Origin of the sequence: Gordonia effusa NBRC 100432 (genome assembly GCF_000241305.1) — a bacterium.
In the GTDB taxonomy this organism is placed as follows: domain Bacteria; phylum Actinomycetota; class Actinomycetes; order Mycobacteriales; family Mycobacteriaceae; genus Gordonia; species Gordonia effusa.
Window position 1 is genome coordinate 40,605 of sequence record NZ_BAEH01000095.1, and the last position, 22,251, is coordinate 62,855.

Consider the following 22,251-nt stretch of genomic DNA (forward strand, 5'->3'; position numbering starts at 1 on the left):
TCCGAATCGACGGTTTCACTATGCGGCCGGCCGCGCGGCCAGTTCATCGCTTGCATAACGTGACCTGCTTTCCGCCAATGAATACCGCCATCTGGGTGGGCAGGGGATAGGCACCCTTACTGCAGGTCAGGGCCTTCCGGGCGGTGTTCTCACCAGGTAGGGCATTAGCCAGCGACTGGAGTAGAGCGGGTGCTGAATCGAGAACCCGGATGACCATCTGGGGATCTGGAATCGCCCGGTGCAGGATGGTCGCGAGGTCGGGATTGGTTTCTTCGGTGATCCCTAGGGTGTTGAGAATCGAATTGAGCGGACGGAGCACCGATATGCCGTACTGGCCGAATTCGATGATTCCCTTGATCTTCTCCGCCATCGTTCCGATCAGGCCTTCCAATCCGCCGAGCAGGGTAGTGAGGCTGCCGCTGCGCCCGCCGAGGTGTTCGGACATCGACTTGAGATTCGACAGCAGTCGTTCGATTACCGCTTGCCGGTCACTTGTGTAACTGAGCATGTCGTCGACGGCGGATAAGGCGTTGCCGAGTTCGGTCGAGTCGCCGCCGATCACCGCGGCCAGAGTTGAGCCGAGTCGATTGACGTCGTCGGTCTTCAGGCTGCGCAGTACTGGTTGGAGGCCGTTGAACACGGTGGTGATATCGAATGACGGCCGCGTCTGTTCGACCGGAAAGGTATGTCCAGCGGTGATCACATTCGAGGCTTGCCCGGGCGCCTCCGGCATCTGCACGTCGACGTATCGAATACCGGCGAGACTTTGAAACCGGATCGCCAATACGGTGTCCGAGCGCAACTGCTGATCCCGCTTGATATGCATCGTGACGCGGGCGTGAAAGCTCGCGTCGTCGAGGTCGACGGCGACGACTTTGCCGATCTGCAGGCCGCGGACGCGCACGTCGTCGTTGGGACGTAGGCCGTTGGCGTCGGTGAACATCGCCTGATAGGTGACCTGATCGCCAGGAGCCGGGCGGGTGATCGTATTGGCGACCACCACCGTGAGTGCGATCATCACGATGGCGAAGATGGCCAGTCGCGTAGCCGACGAACCGACACTTCTCATTGCCCGCCACCTCGGCCGTAGTTCTCGACGGTGCTCAGCGCCGCGGGGACCGATGCGAGGCGGACGCGAATATCGAGTACGGTCCGATCGCCGCGTTTATCGAATGTGCGTGACAGTCGGTCCAGCAGTCGGCCGAGATCGTCGCCGGTCCGGTCTGGATCGTCGATGGTGTCGCCGAGCGCGGTGAGCAGCGGAGTCAATTGTGGGAAGTAGCCGTCGAAGCGGTTGTGCAACGTTGAGAAGACCGGCGGGACCGAGGGCACCAGCTCGTGCTGGAGGTAGTTCATCGCGCGGTCGAACCGTGCTCGCGCGGCAGCGGTCGCCAGGCGTTCGTTGGTACGCATGTCGTCGAGCACGCCGAGCAGGGCCGACCCCCATTCCATCGCGGGGCCGATAAGCGCGGTTTGGCTGCGTAGCACCGTACGCAGATGGGTGTGTGCGCTACCGACGTCGATACCGACCTGAAGCGCGGCGGTGAGTAGCGGGGTGAATGCGGTCAGTTGGCGGGTGAGTCGATCCAATGCCAGGCTGCTGCTGGCGCTGGAGACGATGCCCAGCAGGGGGCTCACCTTGTCGAGGAGTACGGTCAACGAATTGTCGGGTACCTCGTCGGATGACCGAGACAGATCGATCAGCGTACCTGATTGAATCCGTTGTCCCAGAGCGGATTTCGTCAAAGCGATGCCGGTGATACCCCACATGTTCGTCGGGCTGAACGAGACGGTGAGCTGATCGGTGAGTCCAGCGACCTGGTCGACGTCGAGGGAGAGGCCGATGTCGATGGTTTTGCCGTCGCGGACGATCGTGGTGACCTGACCGATCGATACACCGTCGGCGACCACCGTCGCGCCGGCCCGCAGACCGTCGGCGACCTGTGCTGTGCGAATTGTGAGGTGAACCTGTCCTCTATCCGAGTGCGGCCATACGGCGATGGCCGCGCAGATCAACGCGGCGACCGCGAATACACCGAGTCCGGCCAGCCGCGCCCGGCGCAGCGAGGTCGGCATACCGGGAAGCATTGTGACGATGGGCATTTCGCGATCACCCGGTGAATTCGATCGTCGGGCTGATACCCCACAGCACCATCGTCATGACCATGTTGAGGGCGGCCACGGCGACCAGGCTGGCGCGGATCGCCCGGCCGGAGGCGATGCCGACACCGGCCGGACCACCGCTGGCGAAGAAGCCCTGATATCCGTGGATGAGCAGGACCGCGGTGGCGAATACGACGACCTTGATGACCGACGCGAAGATGTCCCAGCCGCTGATGAATTGATCGAAATAGTGATAGTAGGTTCCGCTGGCTTCGCCGTGCAGGAGCAGCGACACCGACCCCGCCGCCACATAACTCAGGATGAGCGTGATCAGGTACGCGGGAACGATCGCGGCCAGACCGCCGATGACCCGCGTCGTGACGACGAACGGGATCGATCTGATGGCGAGCGTCTCGATGGCGTCGATCTCCTCGTTGATCCGCATCGCGCCGATCTCGGCTGTCATGCGGCACCCCGCCTGGCAGGCGAAGCCCAGCGCGGCGGCGAGCGGGGCGAGTTCACGGGTATTGCCGAATGACGAGATGACTCCGGTGAGTGAGCCCATCCCGACGAGGTCGAGCGCGGCATACGCTTCGATGCCCAGCGATGCGCCGATAGCAAGACCGAGAACCACCAGTACGGCCACCGTGCCGCCGCCGACGATGACCGCACCGCGTCCCCAGGCCATCTCGTTGAAGATGCGTAGGCATTGTTGCGGATAGTGACGCAAGGCCAGTGGGATCGAGCGCAGGGCGACGTAGGTGAATTGCGCGCCGTGTCCAAGGTATTCGAGCGGACGTAAGCCCAACATCGCCGGCGCGGCTGCCTTATTGGCGACGACGAGGGCCTTCGGCCGATACGGTGCGGCCATCAGACGACCTGCGGCGGCATGAACACGACGACGATCTGAGTGATCACGACGTTGACGACGATGATGCTCACTACCGACAGCACCACCGACGCGGTGACACCGTCGGCGACGCCGCGTGGACCGCCGGATGCTTCCAGCCCTCGATGACAGGCCACGATCACGACGATCGCGCCGAAGATCGCGGCTTTGATGAAGTCGACCCAGATGTCAGCGAGTGACGCGAACGCTCCGTACGACGCCCAATAGTTGCCGGGCGCCGAACCCGTGGAAACCAGAGCGATCAGGTATCCGGCCACGGTTCCGGTCACGATGATCATCACGCTGAGCAAAGGAGCCACGAGCGTCATCGCGACCAGACGGGGGGCCACCAGCCTACGGACCGGGTCGATCCCCATTACGCGAAGCGCATCGATTTCCTCTCGAATGGTTCGCGCGCCCAGATCGGCGGCGATGGCTGATGCGCCCGCGCCACCGAGCAGCATTCCGGTTGCCAGCGGTGCGCCTTGACGAAGGATGCCCATCCCGCCCGCTGCTCCGACCAGGGAGGTGGCACCGAGTTGGTTGACCAGACTGCCGACTTGAAGCGACACGATCACCCCGAATGGAATGGCCATCAGAACCGCCGGGACTGCGGTGATCGCGACGAAATGCCACCCCTGAACGGCCGCTTCCTTCCATGAGAACCGCAGGGTCGCGATGTCGCTTGCTGAATATCGGAAGGACTGCGTAGCCAAGTAGATGACACGGCCGAAGGTGCGAAAGGGTGAGCTGATCAGGTCGGATCGTCGATTTACGATCGCTGTCAGTGATTGCAGATACTGGATCGGCGATCGGCTTCGAGTGGCTGTTGTCATATTTCCCTCGTGTCGGAGCTCACATATCACTAGCATGTGTGAAACGTAGAGGCAAAATTATCTCTACATTCCATCGAAGCCATCGAGCAATATTGACCCCATGTGGAGCCAATGTTACGTTCCCTGGTGAGACCTGGGAGGAAAAATGACTGACAAAGTGTTTGTCGGCAAGAACTGGTACCGCTCCGACTCGGAGATTCCCGAACGCGCCACCGACGACAGCGTCGCCCGGCGAGAGCTCGCTCAGTATCCGGTGCCGCCGAATTCGCTGCTGTGGAAATACGTCGGCGACCTACGCGTGCAGTCGGCGCTCGGACTGCGGACGGCCGTCATCGAAAATATGTACCCGCAACTCGGACAAGGTGTTTCGGATCATTCCGTGCTCTTCAGCGGAAAGGGTACGTTCCTCGAACGAGTCCGCCGGTCCGCCAAACCCATTCAGTCGGTGATCTACCGCGAGCCGGACGCGGCGCGGAAATCGGCGCTGCAAGTACGCAACTTCCACAAGTCGATCAAGGGCGATATGCCCGATGGACGCAAGTACCACGCGATCAACGCCGAGACCTACTACTGGGCACATGTGACGTTCTTCGAGGCGATCTACCGGGCCTCGGAACTGGGGGTCCTGCGTAAGCGACTGACCCGCGCGGAACGGGAACAGATCTTCGAGGAATCCAAAGAGTGGTACTCGATGTACGGCGTCGACGACTCGGCGCAGCCCCAGACCTACGCCGAGTTCGAGAAGTACCTCGACCATGTGGTCCACCACGAACTCGTCGCCAATGGCATGTCGGAGACGAGTGTGCGGCTCTCCGAGCGTTCCTTCTCGAATCCGAAAATCGTCAAGGACCTTTCGAATGTCGAGGGGATGAAGCCGTGGGTCGCACGGTACGTCGTCCGCCCCCTCATACCAGTCGCCGGCTGGTACGCCCGCATCACGACACTCGGTTCGATGGGACCCCATCTGCGACAGTTGGGCAATGCACAGTGGTCGGCCAAGGATGACCGGCAATATCGTCTATTGTGCCGGGTGCTCCACCTTGTCACCGTGATCACCGACCGCGTAGTTCCGTACCGCTTCTACTACACGCCCGAAGCCGTTGAAGGGTTCACTCGCGAAGGCTTGCACCCGAAGGACGTCACCCTCGAATCCGCCCGCAGCGCGTTGGCGAAAGCTCGAGCGGAGCGGGCGAGCGCGGTGGTTGAATCGAATTCAGAACCGTCAGCTATCACCGTCGCGAGTGCCGATCCCGCGCTGCTCGACGGCACGCATAGCTGCGTTAAATGCGATCGCTCGCTTGCCGAGTGCTCCGATTGCGGTGGTAGCGGCGCCGTCGACGGAGCGGCGTGCGATGTATGCGCGGGAGCAGGCGCCGGATGTCCGGTCCATCACGCGGCGTGGCGGGCTGACGCCCGGGTTGGTTGAACCCTGAAGGATGGAAATGACTGCAGAAGTGCCCGCCGGGAATGACATCCGGATTGTCGATGTGCTCCGCTCGGCGGTGCGATCGGTTCCCGACGCCGGGGTGATCGCACGCCCGGTCCTGCGGGCCCTTGCCTCGCCTCGATCGTTGCGCGACGTCGGAGCGTTCTTCGAACGAGCGGCTTCGGTGCACTCGCACCGCCCGTTTCTCCGGTTCGATGGTGAGTCCGTGAGTTATGCGGATGCCAACCGTCGGGTCAACCGATATGCGCGGGTGTTGTCGGCGCGAGGTGTGCGGCCGGGCGATACCGTCGCGATTCTCGGTCACAATCATCCGATTAATGTGCTGGCGATGCTGGCGAGCGTGAAAGTCGGCGCGTGTGCGGGACTCGTCAATTACAACGCGCGAGGTGACGCGCTCGACCATGCGCTCGGGCTGCTGCGACCGTCGGTGATCCTGGCAGGCTTCGGCATCGACGCCGGCGTGCTGGATGGACAGTCCGCCGAGGTGATCGACTTCGCGCAGTTGGAGCAGTTGTCGGCTGACGTCGACGATTTCGATCCGCCGCGCGTCGACGTCGATGCGAATGATGCGGCGCTCAAGGTATTCACGTCCGGCACAACGGGGATGCCCAAAGCCAGCAAGATGTCGCATCGACGGTGGATATCTGCTGCCTTCGCGTTCGGATCATTGCTGCGCCTGCGGCCCGATGATGTTCTGTACTGTCCGCTCCCGCTCTATCACAACAACGCGATGACCGCGTCGTTGGCTGCGGCCGTCGGCAGCGGTGCCTGTCTGGCGATCGGTGAGCGATTCAGTGCCTCGCGATTCTGGGACGAGGTCATCGAGAATGACGCCACAGCCTTCACCTATATCGGCGAGACATGTCGATACCTGCTGGCTCAACCGCCGAAGGACACCGACCGGCGACACCGCGTCAGCAAGGTAATGGGCAACGGTCTGCGGCCCGACATATGGGATGAATTCACCGAAAGATTCGGCATCGAGCGTATCGGCGAGTTCTACACCGGGAGCGAATTGCCAGGCGGTGCGTTCAACTTCCTCGGATTGCGGCACACCACCGGATATAGTCCGCCGGCGTTCCGCGCGATAGTCCGGTATGACGAGGACCGGGGCCTGCCAGTGCGCAGTCGCGATGGCCGGGTCATCCGGGTCGGACGCGGTGAGGCTGGGCTTCTTCTCATTCGCAATACCTCGTTGTCGTCATTCGACGGCTACACCGACGACGATGCGACCGAGGCCAAACTGGTTCGTTCCGCGGTTCGCGACGGAGACAGTTGGGTCAACACCGGCGATATCGTCCGAGACCAGGGCTGCGGGCATATCGCCTTTGTCGACCGGATCGGCGACACGTTCCGGTGGAAGGGCGAGAACGTGGCGACGACCGAGGTGGAAGGGGTGCTGGATCAGCATCCGGACATCGCCGAAGCGGTCGTATTCGGCGTCGACATCCCGGGCGCCGACGGCAAGGCCGGGATGGCGGCGGTGGTGCTGTCCGGCGAGACACTCGACCGGGATACGCTGGTGGAATCCCTTCAGAACTCATTACCTGATTACGCGATTCCGTTGTACATCCGCGTCGTCGATGCCATCGAGCACACGTCGACCTTCAAGAGCAGCAAGGTCGCCCTGCGCGAACTCGGTTACACCGTTAATGGTGATCCGCTCTACGAACTGACTGGCAAATCGCCATACCGATACAGCCCGTATTCGGGCGACACAGTTACCCAGGTCACATCGCGGTAGCTACACTCGGGGACGAGATCTTCGGCGGCGCAAGGCCGAGGTCTGATCCAACGGAGGCAGTATGGGCGACGCGGCATCTGCTATCCGCTCTGCCTACGAATTAGTGCGGTCCGGGGGCAATCCCACCGAGTCAGATGTGCGCACCATCGTCCGCGAATCGTGGAGCCGTTCGGTGCTACGCGGTGTCGATCCCTCCGGATTACGTCCGGGCGGGTCAGCGATGTCGGCGAGTGAGTTCGCGCTGTACCGACAAGCGCACCCGATGTCGGCCGCGCGTTCCCTGGTCCAATCGCTCATGCTCGACGACATCGCCGATACGGGTGTGGTCGTCGCGTTGACCGATGAGCACGGCCGGCTGCTGTGGGTAGAAGGTGATAGCTCCGCGCGTGACGACGCGGCACGCATCGACTTTGTCGAAGGTGCGGTGTGGAGTGAAGACGTCGTCGGGACAAATGCCCCGGGCGTCGCGCTGGCGGTCGACCGTGGCGTGCAGATCGTCGGCGCCGAACACTTCACCGAGTCCGTGCAGGAGTTCAACTGTGCCGCCGCGCCGGTACACGATCCAATCACCGGACATGTCATCGGAGTCGTCGACGTCACCGGTGGGCGTGCTGCGGCCGCACCGTTCGCGTTAGCCGCGGTGCGTTCGGTTGTCGCAGCCGTGGAGCGCGAATTGCGTTCTCCCAGTGTTGATCTCGCGGACCCTCGGGTGTTCGCCACGAGTGTGGCGCGGCTGACGGTTCTGACCGGCGACCAATATCGATGGACGCGGCCCGATGGCTCAGCCACGCAACTATCCCGACGTCACGCGGAAATTCTGACCCTGCTGCAGGCGCATCCGGAGGGAATGAATACCGAGCAAATGGCGATGGCCCTGGCCGAAGATGGCGTGGATTCGGTGACTGTGCGCGCCGAGATATCGCGGCTGCGACGCGACCTCGGCGCCGACATCATCGCGTCACGGCCGTATCGACTCGGCGTCGACGTCGAATCCGATTGGCATTCGTTGCGTGCCCGGGCGCGGACGGGTGAGGGATTGGCTTCGGCGATCACCGCGTTGGGTCGCGGCGGCTTGTTGGCGGATTCGCTCGCTCCCGGCATCGTCGACCTGTTCGAAGAACTGCGCGAGGACATCCGGTCCCGGGCGATTGCCGACCAGGATGTAGCAGCGCTGACTCGATGGACCGAGTCGGTGCACGGCCGCGAGGATCTGGAGGCGTGGCAGGCGTTGGCCCGACGCCTCGGCGCGGATCACCCGGACCGCGCCCTGGTCACCGGCCGTATTCGGGTACTGGACAGGCGGCTAAGCAGGTAGCCGGCGGGATGCAACGTCGCTGCAACGTTGCCGCTCCTAGGCTGTGAATCAGTTCACATTGGTTCCCCCATGAGAAGGAGCGCACAGATGACTGTTTACGCAAAGCCGGGTTCGGCCGACGCCGTGATGAGCTACGAAACCCGCTACGACAATTGGATCGGCGGCGAGTGGGTCCCGCCGGTGAAGGGGCAGTATTTCGAGAATCCGTCGCCGGTCGACGGCAAGACCTTCTGCGAGGTCGCGCGCTCGACCGCCGAGGATATCGACCTGGCTCTCGATGCCGCCCACAAGGCAGCTCCTGCCTGGGGTAAGACATCGGTTGCCGAGCGTTCGCTGATCCTCCTGCGTATCGCCGACCGCATCGAAGAGAACCTCGAGAAGATCGCCGTCGCCGAGACCTGGGACAACGGCAAGGCGGTCCGCGAGACCCTGGCCGCCGACATCCCGTTGGCCGTCGATCACTTCCGCTACTTCGCCGGCGCGCTGCGTGCTCAGCAGGGCGGGATCTCCGAAATCGACGAGGACACCGTGGCGTATCACTTCCACGAGCCGCTCGGCGTCGTCGGACAGATCATCCCGTGGAATTTTCCGATTCTGATGGCGGTGTGGAAGCTGGCTCCGGCACTGGCCGCGGGTAACGCGGTGGTGCTCAAGCCGGCCGAGCAGACGCCGGCGTCGATTCTCTATCTGACATCGCTCATCTCCGATCTACTTCCCGCCGGTGTGCTCAACATCGTCAACGGCTTCGGTGTCGAGGCTGGCAAGCCGCTCGCGTCGAGCAACCGCATCCGCAAGATCGCGTTCACGGGTGAGACCACAACCGGTCGCCTGATCAGTCAGTACGCATCGGAGAACTTGATTCCGGTGACACTGGAACTGGGCGGCAAGAGCCCGAATATCTTCTTCAACGACGTCACCGCGTCCGATGACGGTTTCCTCGATCGGGCCCTCGAAGGTTTCGCGATGTTCGCGCTCAACCAGGGTGAGGTTTGCACCTGCCCGAGCCGCGCGCTGATCCAGGCCGATATCTACGACGACTTCATCGGTCGCGCGGTGGAGCGGGTAAAGGCGATCAAGCAGGGCAACCCCCTCGACACCGACACGATGATGGGTGCCCAGGCGTCGAATGACCAGTTCGAGAAGATCAGTTCCTACCTAAGCATCGGTAAGCAGGAAGGCGCGAAGGTCCTCATCGGCGGCGAGCCCGCGGATCTGGGTGGCGATCTATCGGGTGGCTTCTACATCCAGCCGACGGTGTTCGGCGGCGACAATAAGATGCGCATCTTCCAGGAGGAGATTTTCGGCCCGGTTCTCGCCGTGACCACGTTCTCCGACTACGAGAACGCGATGTCGATCGCCAACGACACGTTGTACGGTCTGGGTGCAGGAGTTTGGACCCGCGACGGCGCGACGGCATACCGTGCCGGACGGGAGATTCAAGCCGGACGGGTGTGGACCAATACGTATCACGACTACCCGGCACACGCCGCGTTCGGTGGCTATAAGCAGTCGGGTATCGGCCGCGAGAATCACTTGATGATGCTCGAGCATTATCAGCAGACCAAGAACCTGTTGGTTGGATATGCCCAGAGCGCCAAGGGATTCTTCTAGAGATTGGAAAGGAAGGCGATGACCACGCAGGCAGGGACACCCGACCGCGTTGTCGCGCAAGACTCCGCCGTGCAACTTCTGACAAAACTGTCGGAGTTGCACGGCGGGCTCATGATTCATCAATCCGGCGGCTGCTGCGACGGATCCGCACCGATGTGTTACCCGGTCGGCGAGTATCGCATCGGCCAGCGCGATGTACTCGTTGGTGAAGTTGAGTTACCCGATCCTCTTCCAGCAGTACGGGTTTGGATCAACGGCGACCAATTCGAGTTGTGGAAGCACACTCAGCTGATCCTCGACGTCGTGCCGGGGCGGGGCGCGGGCTTCAGCCTGGAAGCGCCTGAGGGAGTTCGCTTTCTATCCCGCTCGCGAACCTTTACCGACGCCGAAAACGATCTGCTGGAACAACATCCACCCCTGGTGGGCGCGCAGCTCGACGACTAGTCAGCTGATCGCCCGCAGGTATCGTTCGCCGACGATCCGCAGGTGTTCGATGAGTCCGGGCGGTTCGGTCACCGAGAAGTCCAGCCCCAGCATGCCGATATAGACGGCGACGGTTTCGAGGGTGTCCGCGCCGGTGACTAGGACGCAGGTGCCGTCATCGACGGACTCGACGATGCCCACCGCTGCGTGAATCCGGGAGAGCACCTCCTGGGCGCTGGCATGAACAGTGATGCGCGCGTGGACTTTCCAGCCCGTCGATGCGACGTCGCGCAGGACGAAGTCGGTGTATGCGTCGTCGGGCATTGGTTCGGATTTGAAGCTGCGACCGGTCGGCATTCGTAGGTCGATCCAATCGACGCGGTAGGTGCGCCAGTCTCGATTCTCTTCTCGCGCAACGAGATACCAGAATCGCTGCCAGCTCACCAGGCGATAGGGTTCGACGACGATCGGCCATCCGTCCGGACGCCCGTCGGTTCGCGGCAACGTCACGTCGGGAGGTGTTTCGTAAGCGAACCGCACGTAGTGCCGGTCGCGGATCGCCGCGGCGAGTGTCGTTAGGACCTCGGGTGCGATCATCGGCGCGACGACGTTGCTATCGGTGTTGTCCGGCCCCGATGACATCGACGAATCGATCGCATTCACTTGGCGCCGTAAATGATTCGGCAGCACCTGCTCCAGTTTTGCCAGTGCGCGTGCGCTGCTATCTTCCATCCCGGCAACGCCGGTTGCCGAGCGCAAGCCGACGGCGACGGCGACGGCCTCGGTGTCGTCGAGCAACAGTGGCGGCAGTTTGGCGCCAACGCCGAGTCGGTAGTGCCCACTTCTGCCCCGCGCTGCGTCGACGGGATAGCCCAATTCGCGTAGCCGGTCGATGTCGTTACGGATCGTGCGAGTGGTGACGTCGAGACGTTCGGCAAGGTCGGCGCCTGTCCATTCCGGTTTGGTTTGCATCAGGGACAGCAGGGACAGCAGCCGTGACGTCGTTTCGCGCATAGTTCAGATAGTCCCATAAAATAGGAAACTACCGTTCCTGTATGAGTAATACCTTCGGGTCATGACAACAAACACAGCAATCACACCGTTCACCATCGCTATCGACCAGGCCGACCTCGACGACCTTCAGTCGCGGCTCGCGCGCACTCGCCTACCGCAGTCGGCTCCCGGTGATGACTGGGATTATGGGACGCCCAACCACTACCTGAGCGAGATGGTCGATTTGTGGCGCGACGGCTTCGACTGGCGAGCCGTCGAGTCGACGATGAATGCTTTCGATCACTTCCGCACCGACATCGATGGCCAGACAGTGCATTTCCTGCACGTGCAGTCTCCGGTTGCCGACGCGACGCCGCTCCTCTTGATCCACAGCTACCCAGGATCGTTCGCCGACTTCCTGGATATGATCGGACCGCTGACTGATCCAGAAGCCCACGGCGGCAAGGCTTCCGACGCGTTTTCGGTGGTGATTCCGTCGATCCCCGGATTCGGTTTCTCGACGCCGCTCGCCGATCGCGGCTGGACGATGCGTCGAGTGGCAGAGACTTTCGACAAGCTGATGCGTCGCCTTGGCTATGACTCCTACGGCGCGCACGGAAGCGATGCCGGCGCGATGATCGCCCGCGAACTCGGCCTGATCAGCCCACCCGGGTTCCTGGGTCTACATGTGCTGCAACTGTTTTCGTTCCCATCGGGTGACCCGGCGGAATTCGCCGACTTCGGTCCGGACGAGTACGCCGCGCTCGAGCATATGCAGTGGTTCCAGTCCGTTGGCGGATACAACGCCATCAACTCGTCGCGACCACAAACCGTCGCCGTCGGCATCGCGGATTCGCCGGTGGGACAACTCGCCTGGAACGAGTTGTTCAACAGTTTCGGCAACGGCACCAGTCTGGTGACGCGCGAGCAGATCTTGATGCAGGTATCGCTGTATTGGTTCACCAACACCGCGGCCGCGGCGGGCCGATACCACTTCGAAGAGGCGCATGCCGACGCCGAGCCGGCGATCAACAACGCGCCGACCGGAGTCGCCGTGTTCGCCGACGACTTCAAGTCGATTCGCTCACTCGCGCAACGAGATAACTCGAATATCGTACACTGGTCGAACTTTGCCGAAGGCGGGCATTACGCATCGATGGAACGGCCCGACGACGTCGTCGCCGACCTGCGGGTGTTCTTCGCGGCATTGCCGAAATAGCTCGGCGCGACTCGGCCCGATTTGGTTGTGGCGCAACCAGATCGGGCCGATTACTGCGCTCTTGCGGACCGGTTGCGGGGTCTCGATACACCCGGCTCGGCTAACGCCTCGCCGGGCACTCGACCGGCGGTTGGGAGACCTCGGCACGCGATGGGATGGCACTCAACCGGCGGAAAATTCGATGGTCGAGTGCGCTCGACGAGCGCAGCGAGACGCGCGTGTATCGAGACCCGGTGACCCGACGTCGGATGTGACACGCGCCCTTCACTCGCCCGACTTTAGCCCACCGAACCGCCGCCAGGCGAAGCGTTGAATGGCCAGGGTGGCGGTGCCGGCGATGAGCAGACCCGCGAGGTTGACGGCAAGCTGGACGGAGGACGACCACGCTTCATGCCAGGCTCCGACGGCGAGCGTCAGCCCGATACACGCGATAGCGGGAACCGTTGTGACAGAAATGAATACGCCGACCAACGCCGCGGATTTCGACGTAGTCAGCGACAACACGCCAGCACTGCCGGCCAGCAATGCGATGATGAATGACCAGATGTCCGGGGAGACGATGAACTGAGTGGATTCGCCAGTGGTGGCCGCCGTGTAGTCGACCCAGCCGGACAGGTCGGCCAGCGCCCACAGGAGCCAGGTGAGTCCGCCGGCCACGAGGAAACCGAGCGCAAGAGTCGCGATCGCTTGCGGGATCGGGGCGCCGCGTCGACGGATCAACGCGACGCAGATCGCGGCAATGGGAGCGAACTCTGGGCCGACCACCATCGCGCCGACAATCAGGATGGGCTGATCGGTGTACCGACCGATGCTGGCAATGAGCGTGGCCAAGACCAGGAATGCGACGAAAGACCACGAGAGGCGGGCGTTGCCACGAGCCTGCTCCTCGATATGTTCCCAGACCAACGCGTCGTCGGGATGGCCCGGGGCGTGAGCCTCCGCACGGTCGGCGGCCACCGAGATGGTGGTCAGCGGCTCAGAGAGCGTGATCGAACCGTTCTGTTCGATGCCGAGGTCGCGCAGCGCCGCGACGATCGGGTTGGCGTTCTCCCGCGCGACGTCGAAGAACAGGATGTCGGTCGGCCCCGACGAGGTGAGACTGACGATATTCGCCACGGTGGGATCGTTGGCGACGAGTTCGTGTGCCGCGGTAACGGTTTCGCGATCCGTGGTCACCCGGATATTGAGCATGGAGGCTATTGTGCCTCCTACGTCCACCGTCCGAGCAGGGTTGCGGCGTGCTCGGCGAGCGCGGCCTGGAAGAACGGGCCGAAACTGATTCGTCCGACGCCGAGCGGTCCGAACGACGCGGGGTCGTCGGCGCCCGGCAGCGCGATCGCGTTGACCGGCAGACGTAGCTCGCTGGTCAGGCGGCGCTGGGTATCAGGATCGTGCCGACCGACCGGGTAGAGCGAATCCGCTCCGGCATCGGCGGCCTCGTTCAGGCGGGCGATGACGCGTTCGACTCGGTCGGATTCGTCACCGTCGGCACGCAGAAAAAGGTCGGTTCGAGCGTTGACCACCACGTGAACACCAGCGTCATCGGCGGATTTGCGAAGTGCGCCAACAAGTTCGGCGTGCTCGGTCGATGTGCGCAGACGACCGCCCTCGCTGTGTACGGTGTCCTCGATATTTAAGCCGACCGCGCCCGCGGCGAGTAGCCCACCGATAAGACGCTCGGCGCTTTCGCCGTAACCGGATTCGATGTCGACCGAAATCGGGACGTCGACGGCCGCGGTGATCTGGGCGACGCGAGTCAGTAGGTCGTCGAAGGTCAGTCCCTCGTTGTCGGGTTTGCCGACCGAATCGGAGACTGGATGGCTGCCGACGGTGAGGGCGGCGAAGCCGGCGTCGACGGCGAGTTTTGCCGACCAGGCATCCCAGACCGTTGGCAGGACAACGGGATTGCCTGGTTGATGAAGAGCGAGGAGGGTGTCGGCGTGGGCGCTGAGCGTTTCAGTTGAGGTCATGCAACCTGACTACCGCACGCGTTCGTCGGCGTCGAGTCTTTTGCGCAAACACGTCCTTACAATTCCCGAATGAACCGTGCCGCCTCGCTCACCGCGCGCTTTGCTTCCGGCGTCATGAACGGGAATAGCTGGAACACATGGCCTTGATCGGGCCACTGCTGCAGTTCGGCCTCGCCGCCGGCCGCGACGAGTTGGCGGTACATCTCACGTGCGTCATCGCCCATGACTTCACGGCCGCCGAATTGAATTAGGGTGCGCGGCAACGACATTCCCGCCTCGATGGGCACCGTGGCGCGGGGGTCGTCGAGACCGGAATCGCGGGTGTAGAGCGTCAAGATGCGCTGGGCAGCCACCGCGTTGATATACGGGTCGCGCACGCCGGTGGCCTCGTGGGCCACCGCGAGTGCGAACGACGGATCGACCAATGGGGAGAACAGGACCATGCCGCCCGGTTGTGGTGTCCCGGTGCGATGGTTGTCGGCAAGGAGGTCGAGGGCCAGATGTCCGCCCGCGGAGTCTCCCGAGACTACGATGTTCTCCGCCCGATAGCCGAGGTCGAGCAGCCAGTGGTAGCCGCGGATGGCATCATCACCGCCGTCGGGCAGGCGATAGCGCGGGCCAAGTCGGTAGTCGAGGCTGAATACTGGCCGGGCGGTGCGCCGGGATAGACGAGATACCAGCCCACGATGGGTCCGAGGGGAACAGATCACATAGCCGCTGCCGTGTAAGTAGTAGATGATTCGGGTGGAGGCTGGGTCTGATCGCCGGGTGACGCCCGGCCCGAACACCCACTCGCCGCGCACGCGCTCGAAGCCCGCCCCGGTTGATGTTCTGGGCACTGAGACAGATACCGGCCACGAGACGGTTCCCGGCAGAGCGGGACTCATCGCGACCAGAGTCGAATTCAGTGCCGGGCGCATGGCGGTGATGACCCGTGGCGCGAACGGCGACGAACCTAAGTCCATCGCGGTCATCATCCGTGGCGCGACCTTCGACATCGATGTATTGAGCACTCGCGAGCGCAGCGATCCACGTGCGCGTTGCCAGTCGTTGTAACGACGGGGCGGTGGGAGGGCCGGGGCGGCAGCCGTGACCGGTCGGTGCGATTCATCAGGCATTGGCTGCGAGGCGGGTGAAGACACAAAAACACCATAAGATGCCAAAGCCGTTGGGAGGTGGTGAATCGCCGAACTGACACGGTGGAGTTGCCGCAGGTCAGCCCATGGACGTGGATTGAGTTTCGTAACTGATTTCGATAGTTAAGCCCGGACGTGCGAAAATAATGACAATGCTCTCGTGAGCAGTTGGCATCGAGAAACCTGACCACAACGTCGAGGCGATCCGATGCGGAACGGTCAGCAATGACGCTGACCCGGACGTCGCCACCACACTCCCGGGCGACGCCCGCGACATCGAGACGACTGCAGCCCAGTCGTCGATGCGGGCGCACCCAGAAGCATGTGGGTTCGCGCGAGGTTGTCCGGACAATTCTGTCGTTAATTGGTAGCGCAGTGTCGCGCAAAGAGTAGGGGCGATTATGAAGCAGGCTCCCGGCCCACAAGGGCTGTATGACCCGGCAAACGAGCATGACGCGTGCGGCGTCGCGTTCGTTGTGGATATGCACGGACGACGCAGCCGCGACATCGTTGAAAAGGCGATCACCGCGCTGGTCAACCTCGAACACCGTGGTGCCGCGGGTGCCGAGCCGAACACCGGTGACGGCGCGGGCATCCTGATTCAGGTACCGGACCGCTTCTTCCGCGAGGTCGTTGACTTCGCCCTGCCCGCCGAAGGCTCCTACGCCACCGGCATCGCCTTCCTCCCGCAGGGCAGTGAAGACGCGCGACAGGCGGTCGCCGCGGTGGACAAGATCGTCGAGGCCCAAGGACTCAAGGTGCTCGGCTGGCGCGATGTGCCGATCGACGATTCGTCGCTGGGAGCTTTGGCGCGCGACGCGATGCCAACCTTCAAGCAGGTCTTCATCGCCGGTGAGAGTGGCGTCGAGCTGGAGCGCAGCGCCTACGTGATCCGCAAGCGGGTCGAGCACGAACTGGGCAACAAGGGAGCGGGCCAGGGCGCGCAAGCATCGGAAACGGTCTACTTCCCGAGCCTGTCCGGCCGGACCTTTGTCTACAAGGGCATGCTCACCACACCGCAGTTGCGCGGCTTCTACGTCGACCTTCAGGACGATCGCGTGCAGAGCGCCCTCGGCCTTGTGCATTCGCGCTTTTCCACCAATACCTTCCCGAGTTGGCCGCTGGCCCACCCGTATCGTCGGGTTGCGCACAACGGCGAGATCAACACCGTCAACGGCAACGAGAACTGGATGCGCGCTCGTGAGGCGCTGATGGATCTCTCGGTCTTCGGTGAGAGTGCGGGCGAGAAACTGTTCCCGATCGTCACGCCGGGTGCGTCGGACACCGCGCGTTTCGACGAGACCCTGGAACTGCTGCATCTTGCCGGCCGGCCATTGCCGCATGCCGTGTTGATGATGATCCCAGAGGCCTGGGAACGTCATGAGTCGATGAAGCCTGAACACCGCGCGTTCTACGAGTACCACTCCGCGCTGATGGAGGCCTGGGACGGCCCGGCGTCGGTCTGCTTTACCGACGGTGACGTGATCGGCGCGGTGCTCGACCGCAATGGCCTGCGACCGTCGCGTATCTGGGTCACCAAGGACGGTCTGGTGGTACTCGGCTCGGAGGTCGGTGTCCTCGACATCGACCATGCCGACGTCGTGCAGAAGTTGCGTCTGCAGCCGGGCAAGATGTTCCTGGTCGACACCAAGCAGGGACGTATCGTCGACGACGTCGAGATCAAAGACGAGCTCGCCGCCGAACATCCCTACGAGCAGTGGCTCGCCGAACACCAGATCGGCCTCGCAGATCTGCCGTCGCCGCCGCACCGTCATATGCCCCACGACCGAGTCGCGTTGCGCCAGCAGGTTTTCGGCTATACCACCGAAGACCTCAGTCTGCTCGTGACGCCGATGGCCCGAACCGGTGCCGAGGCGATCGGGTCGATGGGTACCGACACGCCGATCGCGGTTCTGTCGGCTCGTCCGCGCATGCTGTTCGACTACTTCCAGCAGATGTTCGCGCAGGTGACCAACCCGCCACTCGACGCCATCCGCGAAGAGGTTGTCACCAGCCTCGGCATTCGCCTTGGCGCAGAACATGATCTGCTCAATCCGCAGGCCGATTCGTGCCGTCAGATCGTCGGTGCCTCGCCGATCATCGGCAACGACGACCTGGCCCGGCTGGTTGAGATCGACGTCGACAAGTACCCGGAATTCCGGCCCGTCATCGTTCGGGGCCTCTACCCGGTCGCCGAAGGTGGTGCGGGACTTCGTAATTCGCTTGACGCGGTGCGCTCGGAAGTATCGGCAGCCATCGCTGACGGTGCGCGCATCATCGTGCTGTCCGACCGAGAGTCCGACGAGACTCTGGCCCCCATTCCGTCGCTGTTGCTGACCGCCGCGGTGCACCATCACCTGGTGCGCGAGAAGACTCGTCGCCACGTCTCGCTCGTCGTGGAAAGCGGTGATGCTCGCGAGGTGCATCACATGGCCACCCTGGTGGGATTCGGCGCTGCCGCGATCAACCCCTACATGGCCTTCGAGTCCATCGAGGACATGGTCGAACGCGATGCGCTGGATCTGGACTTCGAGAAGGCACGTGCGAATTACGTCAAGGCAGCCGGCAAGGGTGTCCTGAAGGTAATGAGCAAGATGGGCATCTCGACCGTCGCCTCGTATACCGGTGCGCAACTGTTCCAGGTCATCGGGCTGTCGCAGGAGATCGTCGACGAATTCTTCTCCGGCCTGCGTAGCCACCTGGGTGGTATCGGGCTCGATGAGATCGCCGCCGACGTTGCTGCCCGCCACCACTTGGCGTTCAGTGATCGACCTACCGAACGCGCGTATCGCGAACTTGAGGTCGGCGGTGAATACCAGTGGCGCCGTGAGGGCGAGTACCACCTATTCAACCCCGATACCGTCTTCAAGCTGCAGCACGCGACCCGCACCGGCCAGTACTCGATTTTCAAGGAGTACACCAAGCTGGTCGACGATCAGTCGGCCCGGATGGCGTCACTTCGTGGCCTATTCGACTTCAACTTCGGTGATCGTGACCCGATTCCGATCGACAAGGTCGAGCCGGCCAGCGAGATCGTCAAGCGATTCTCCACCGGTGCGATGAGTTACGGCTCCATCTCCGCCGAAGCCCACGAGACGCTGGCCATTGCGATGAACCGTCTCGGTGGTCGCTCGAATTCCGGTGAGGGCGGCGAAGATCCACGCCGGTTCCATCACGACGAGAACGGTGACTGGCGTCGCAGCGCGATCAAGCAGGTGGCTTCGGGCCGGTTCGGCGTTACGTCGCACTACCTGTCCAACTGCACCGACATTCAGATCAAGATGGCGCAGGGCGCGAAACCCGGTGAGGGCGGCCAACTTCCGCCGCACAAGGTCTACCCCTGGGTCGCCGAGGTCCGCGGTTCGACGCCGGGTGTTGGCCTGATCTCGCCGCCGCCGCATCACGACATCTATTCGATCGAGGATCTGGCACAGCTGATCCACGACCTGAAGAATGCCAATCCGAAGGCCCGCGTTCACGTGAAGCTGGTCTCCGAGGTCGGCGTGGGCACCGTCGCCGCGGGTGTGTCGAAGGCACACGCCGACGTGGTGCTGATCTCCGGCCACGACGGTGGCACCGGCGCGACGCCGCTGACGTCGCTCAAGCACGCTGGCGCGCCCTGGGAACTCGGTCTCGCCGAGACGCAGCAAACGTTGCTGCTCAACGGTCTTCGCGATCGAATCGTTGTTCAGGTAGACGGTCAGCTCAAGACCGGTCGCGACGTCGTCATCGCCGCACTGCTTGGTGGTGAGGAGTTTGGCTTCGCCACCGCACCGCTGGTGGTGTCGGGCTGCATCATGATGCGCGTGTGTCACCTCGACACCTGCCCGGTGGGTGTGGCGACCCAAAACCCGCTGCTGCGTGAGCGTTTCGCGGGCAAGCCGGAGTTCGTCGAGAACTTCTTCATGTTCATCGCTGAGGAAGTTCGCGAATTGCTGGCCCGATTGGGCTTCCGCACGCTACAGGACGCGGTCGGCCAGGTTGAGGCGCTGGACACCAAAAAGGCGCTGACGCACTGGAATTCGTCGAAGGCGGGCAAACTCGACCTGTCGCCGATTCTGGCGTTCCCCGACTCGCCGTTCATGAACCAGGACCTGTATTGCTCGGGTTCTCAGGATCATGGTCTGGACAAGGCGCTCGACAATCAGTTGATCGCGCAGGCACGTGAGGCGATCGACACGCAGACGCCGATCTCCTTCACGTCGAAGATCACCAACGTCAACCGGACCGTCGGAACCATGCTGGGTCACGAGGTGACCAAAGCCTATGGTGCGCAGGGACTTCCGGACGGATCCATCCGAATCGACTTCACCGGTTCGGCTGGAAACAGCTTCGGTGCGTTCGTGCCCAAGGGCATCACGCTGCGGTTGGAGGGTGACGCCAACGACTTCGTCGGCAAGGGACTCTCCGGTGGCCGCATCGTGGTTCGGCCGGCATCGCATACCGCTGACGGCTTCGTCGCGGAGGACAACATCATCGCCGGCAACGTCATCGGCTTCGGTGCCACCGCGGGACATATCTTCCTGCGCGGCGTCGTCGGCGAACGATTCTGCGTCCGTAACTCCGGTGTGACCGCCGTCGTCGAAGGCGTTGGCGATCACGGTTGCGAGTACATGACCGGTGGTCGGGTAGTGGTGCTCGGTGCGACGGGACGTAACTTCGCGGCCGGCATGTCTGGCGGTGTCGCGTATGTCTACGACCCGCAAAATGCCCTGCCGGACAACCTGAATCGGGAATTGGTCGATGTCGAGGAGTTAGAGGCCGACGATGTCGAGTTCCTGGAGAACATCATCGGCCAGCACCGGAACGAAACCGAATCCCCGGTCGCCGCAGCGATTCTCGCTGATTTCGAGAATACGAAGGCGGCGTTCCGCAAGGTGATGCCGCGGGACTACAAGCGAGTACTTCTGGCGATCGAGGCAGCTGAGCGCAGCGGCCGCGATGTCAACGACGCGATCATGGAGGCTGCAAACAATGGCTGATCCACGTGGATTCCTCAAGCACACCGACCGCGAGACACCGGATCGTCGTCCCGTCGATCTGCGCTTGATGGACTGGAAAGAGGTCTACACCGACTTCGACAAGTCCACCCTCAAGACGCAGGCCAGTCGATGCATGGATTGCGGTATTCCTTTCTGCCACAACGGCTGTCCGCTCGGAAACCTGATTCCCGAGTGGAACGACCTGGTGTACCGGGATCGCTGGAGTGATGGCATCGACCGGCTGCACGCGACAAACAACTTCCCGGAGTTCACCGGTCGGTTGTGCCCGGCTCCCTGTGAGTCGTCATGTGTGCTGGGTATCAACCAGCCGCCGGTGACGATCAAGCAGGTCGAGGTCGAACTCATCGAGAACGCGTACTCCAGCAATTGGGTCACGCCAGTTCCGGCCGCGGAGAAGACTGGCAAGAAGGTGGCGGTTGTCGGCTCGGGACCCGCGGGTCTGGCTGCGGCGCAGCAACTTACGCGCGCGGGGCACGACGTCACCGTCTTCGAGCGGGCCGACCGCATCGGTGGCCTCATGCGGTACGGCATCCCCGAGTTCAAGATGGAGAAGCACTTCATCGACCGCCGGCTGGAGCAGATGGAGGCCGAAGGCACCGTCTTCCGTGCGGGCGTGAACGTCGGCGTCGACGTGACCGTCGAGCAGTTGCGCGGCGACTACGACGCGGTGATCCTAGCCAACGGCTCCACCATCGGCCGTGATCTGCCGATCGCCGGCCGCGAGCTCGACGGCATCCATCAGGCGATGGAATTCCTGCCGCAGGCCAACCGAATCCAGCACGGTGACGAGGTTCCCAACCAGATCACCGCCAAGGGTAAGAAAGTCGTCATCATCGGTGGCGGCGACACCGGCGCTGACTGCCTTGGCACCTCGCTGCGTCAGGGCGCGGAGATCGTGCACCAGTTCGAGATCATGCCGAAGCCGCCGTCAGAGCGTGCCGAGTCGACTCCCTGGCCGACTTATCCGCTGATGTACCGTGTGTCGTCGGCGCATGAAGAGGGCGGCGACCGCGTGTTCTCGGTGAGTACCGAGGAGTTCGTCGGCGAGAACGGCAAGGTGACCGGCCTCAAGGCCTACGAGGTCGTGATGAAAGACGGCCGGTTCGAGAAGGTCGAAGGCAGTGACTTCGAACTCGAGGCCGACCTGGTGCTCTTCGCGATGGGCTTCGTTGGACCCGAGCGGGAAGACCTCCTCGACAAGCTGGGTGTCGAATACGACGCGCGCGGCAACGTCAAGCGTGATGACAAGTTCGAGTCGACAGTTCCCGGCGTGTTCGTCGCGGGTGACGCCGGCCGTGGCCAGTCCCTCATCGTGTGGGCGATTGCCGAAGGTCGTTCGGCTGCTGCCGCTGCCGACGCGTTCCTGACGGGTGCGTCAGATCTTCCTGCTCCGATCGTGCCGACTCAGGTGGCGCAGCGCTAGCTCGTAACATCCCCAACGCCGGTATCGCCATCAACACCGAGCTACCGGCGACGATGAAAGCTGTTGTCGCACTGGCGTGGTAGATGGGTAGCCACAGTAGTGGGGCAAGCGCGGCGCCGGAGAACCGGAATGCCGACAC

Annotated in this window: 16 protein-coding genes; 8 read left to right on the forward strand and 8 right to left on the reverse strand. The window is 62.9% G+C overall.

Annotated elements, in window-relative coordinates; all coding sequences use genetic code 11:
* Positions 1-43 precede the first annotated feature (43 nt).
* From GOEFS_RS16820 to GOEFS_RS16835, 4 genes are read right to left on the reverse strand one after another with little or no spacing between them, the layout of a single operon-like run.
* Positions 44-1,069 carry an MlaD family protein gene (locus GOEFS_RS16820; RefSeq protein WP_007319142.1) on the reverse strand — a complete coding sequence of 342 codons (1,026 nt, stop codon included), beginning with the start codon at positions 1,067-1,069 and terminating at the stop codon, positions 44-46.
* Positions 1,066-2,103 (reverse strand): MlaD family protein, encoded by a 1,038-nt coding sequence (locus GOEFS_RS16825; RefSeq protein ID WP_007319143.1) that lies wholly within the window; start codon positions 2,101-2,103, stop codon positions 1,066-1,068. Before GOEFS_RS16825 ends, GOEFS_RS16820 begins: the two co-directional genes overlap by 4 nt.
* Positions 2,104-2,110: 7 nt before the next feature.
* Positions 2,111-2,974 (reverse strand): ABC transporter permease, encoded by an 864-nt coding sequence (locus GOEFS_RS16830; protein WP_007319144.1) that lies wholly within the window; start codon positions 2,972-2,974, stop codon positions 2,111-2,113.
* The gene (locus GOEFS_RS16835; RefSeq protein ID WP_007319145.1) at positions 2,974-3,828 is read right to left on the reverse strand and encodes an MlaE family ABC transporter permease; all 855 of its coding nucleotides are present in this window, start codon (positions 3,826-3,828) and stop codon (positions 2,974-2,976) included. The genes GOEFS_RS16830 and GOEFS_RS16835 overlap by 1 nt, the downstream gene beginning before the upstream one ends.
* 145 nt (positions 3,829-3,973) lie before the next feature.
* On the opposite strand from GOEFS_RS16835, the gene GOEFS_RS16840 reads away from it, so the two are divergent.
* From GOEFS_RS16840 to GOEFS_RS16860, 5 genes are all read left to right on the forward strand, one after another.
* Positions 3,974-5,254: an oxygenase MpaB family protein gene (locus GOEFS_RS16840; protein ID WP_007319146.1), complete on the forward strand. Its 1,281-nt coding sequence runs from the start codon at positions 3,974-3,976 to the stop codon at positions 5,252-5,254.
* Positions 5,255-5,270: 16 nt separating this feature from the next.
* Positions 5,271-7,019 carry a long-chain-acyl-CoA synthetase gene (locus GOEFS_RS16845; protein ID WP_007319147.1) on the forward strand — a complete coding sequence of 583 codons (1,749 nt, stop codon included), beginning with the start codon at positions 5,271-5,273 and terminating at the stop codon, positions 7,017-7,019.
* A 61-nt stretch (positions 7,020-7,080) separates the two neighbouring features.
* Positions 7,081-8,334: a GAF domain-containing protein gene (locus tag GOEFS_RS16850; RefSeq protein ID WP_007319148.1), complete on the forward strand. Its 1,254-nt coding sequence runs from the start codon at positions 7,081-7,083 to the stop codon at positions 8,332-8,334.
* Positions 8,335-8,421: 87 nt separating this feature from the next.
* On the forward strand, positions 8,422-9,945 hold the full coding sequence (exaC, locus tag GOEFS_RS16855) for an acetaldehyde dehydrogenase ExaC (RefSeq protein ID WP_007319149.1): 1,524 nt from the start codon (positions 8,422-8,424) through the stop codon (positions 9,943-9,945).
* A gap of 18 nt (positions 9,946-9,963) precedes the next feature.
* Positions 9,964-10,389, forward strand: a complete 426-nt coding sequence (locus GOEFS_RS16860; protein ID WP_007319150.1) for a DUF779 domain-containing protein — start codon at positions 9,964-9,966, stop codon at positions 10,387-10,389.
* Here GOEFS_RS16860 and GOEFS_RS16865 read toward each other — a convergent pair whose 3' ends face one another.
* Entirely contained in the window at positions 10,390-11,382 is a 993-nt protein-coding gene (locus GOEFS_RS16865; protein ID WP_007319151.1) for a helix-turn-helix transcriptional regulator, read from the reverse strand.
* 61 nt (positions 11,383-11,443) lie between these two features.
* Between GOEFS_RS16865 and GOEFS_RS16870 the strand changes: the two genes are divergently transcribed.
* Positions 11,444-12,580 carry an epoxide hydrolase family protein gene (locus tag GOEFS_RS16870; protein ID WP_007319152.1) on the forward strand — a complete coding sequence of 379 codons (1,137 nt, stop codon included), beginning with the start codon at positions 11,444-11,446 and terminating at the stop codon, positions 12,578-12,580.
* Positions 12,581-12,844: 264 nt separating this feature from the next.
* On the opposite strand, the gene GOEFS_RS16875 is transcribed toward GOEFS_RS16870, so the two are convergent.
* Genes GOEFS_RS16875 through GOEFS_RS16885 form a run of 3 tightly spaced genes read right to left on the reverse strand, consistent with a single transcriptional unit; the run spans position 12,845 to position 15,692 of the window.
* Positions 12,845-13,771, reverse strand: a complete 927-nt coding sequence (locus GOEFS_RS16875; protein WP_007319153.1) for a DUF389 domain-containing protein — start codon at positions 13,769-13,771, stop codon at positions 12,845-12,847.
* A gap of 17 nt (positions 13,772-13,788) precedes the next feature.
* Positions 13,789-14,550 carry an isocitrate lyase/PEP mutase family protein gene (locus tag GOEFS_RS16880; protein ID WP_007319154.1) on the reverse strand — a complete coding sequence of 254 codons (762 nt, stop codon included), beginning with the start codon at positions 14,548-14,550 and terminating at the stop codon, positions 13,789-13,791.
* A 56-nt stretch (positions 14,551-14,606) separates the two neighbouring features.
* Positions 14,607-15,692, reverse strand: coding sequence for an alpha/beta hydrolase (locus GOEFS_RS16885; RefSeq protein ID WP_245549882.1), 1,086 nt, complete (start codon positions 15,690-15,692; stop codon positions 14,607-14,609).
* Between the two features lie 395 nt (positions 15,693-16,087).
* Between GOEFS_RS16885 and gltB the strand changes: the two genes are divergently transcribed.
* Both gltB and GOEFS_RS16900 read left to right on the forward strand, forming a co-directional pair.
* Positions 16,088-20,668 (forward strand): glutamate synthase large subunit, encoded by a 4,581-nt coding sequence (gltB, locus tag GOEFS_RS16895; RefSeq protein ID WP_007319157.1) that lies wholly within the window; start codon positions 16,088-16,090, stop codon positions 20,666-20,668.
* Positions 20,661-22,112, forward strand: a complete 1,452-nt coding sequence (locus tag GOEFS_RS16900) for a glutamate synthase subunit beta (protein WP_007319158.1) — start codon at positions 20,661-20,663, stop codon at positions 22,110-22,112. The genes gltB and GOEFS_RS16900 overlap by 8 nt, the downstream gene beginning before the upstream one ends.
* Positions 22,113-22,251 lie beyond the last annotated feature (139 nt).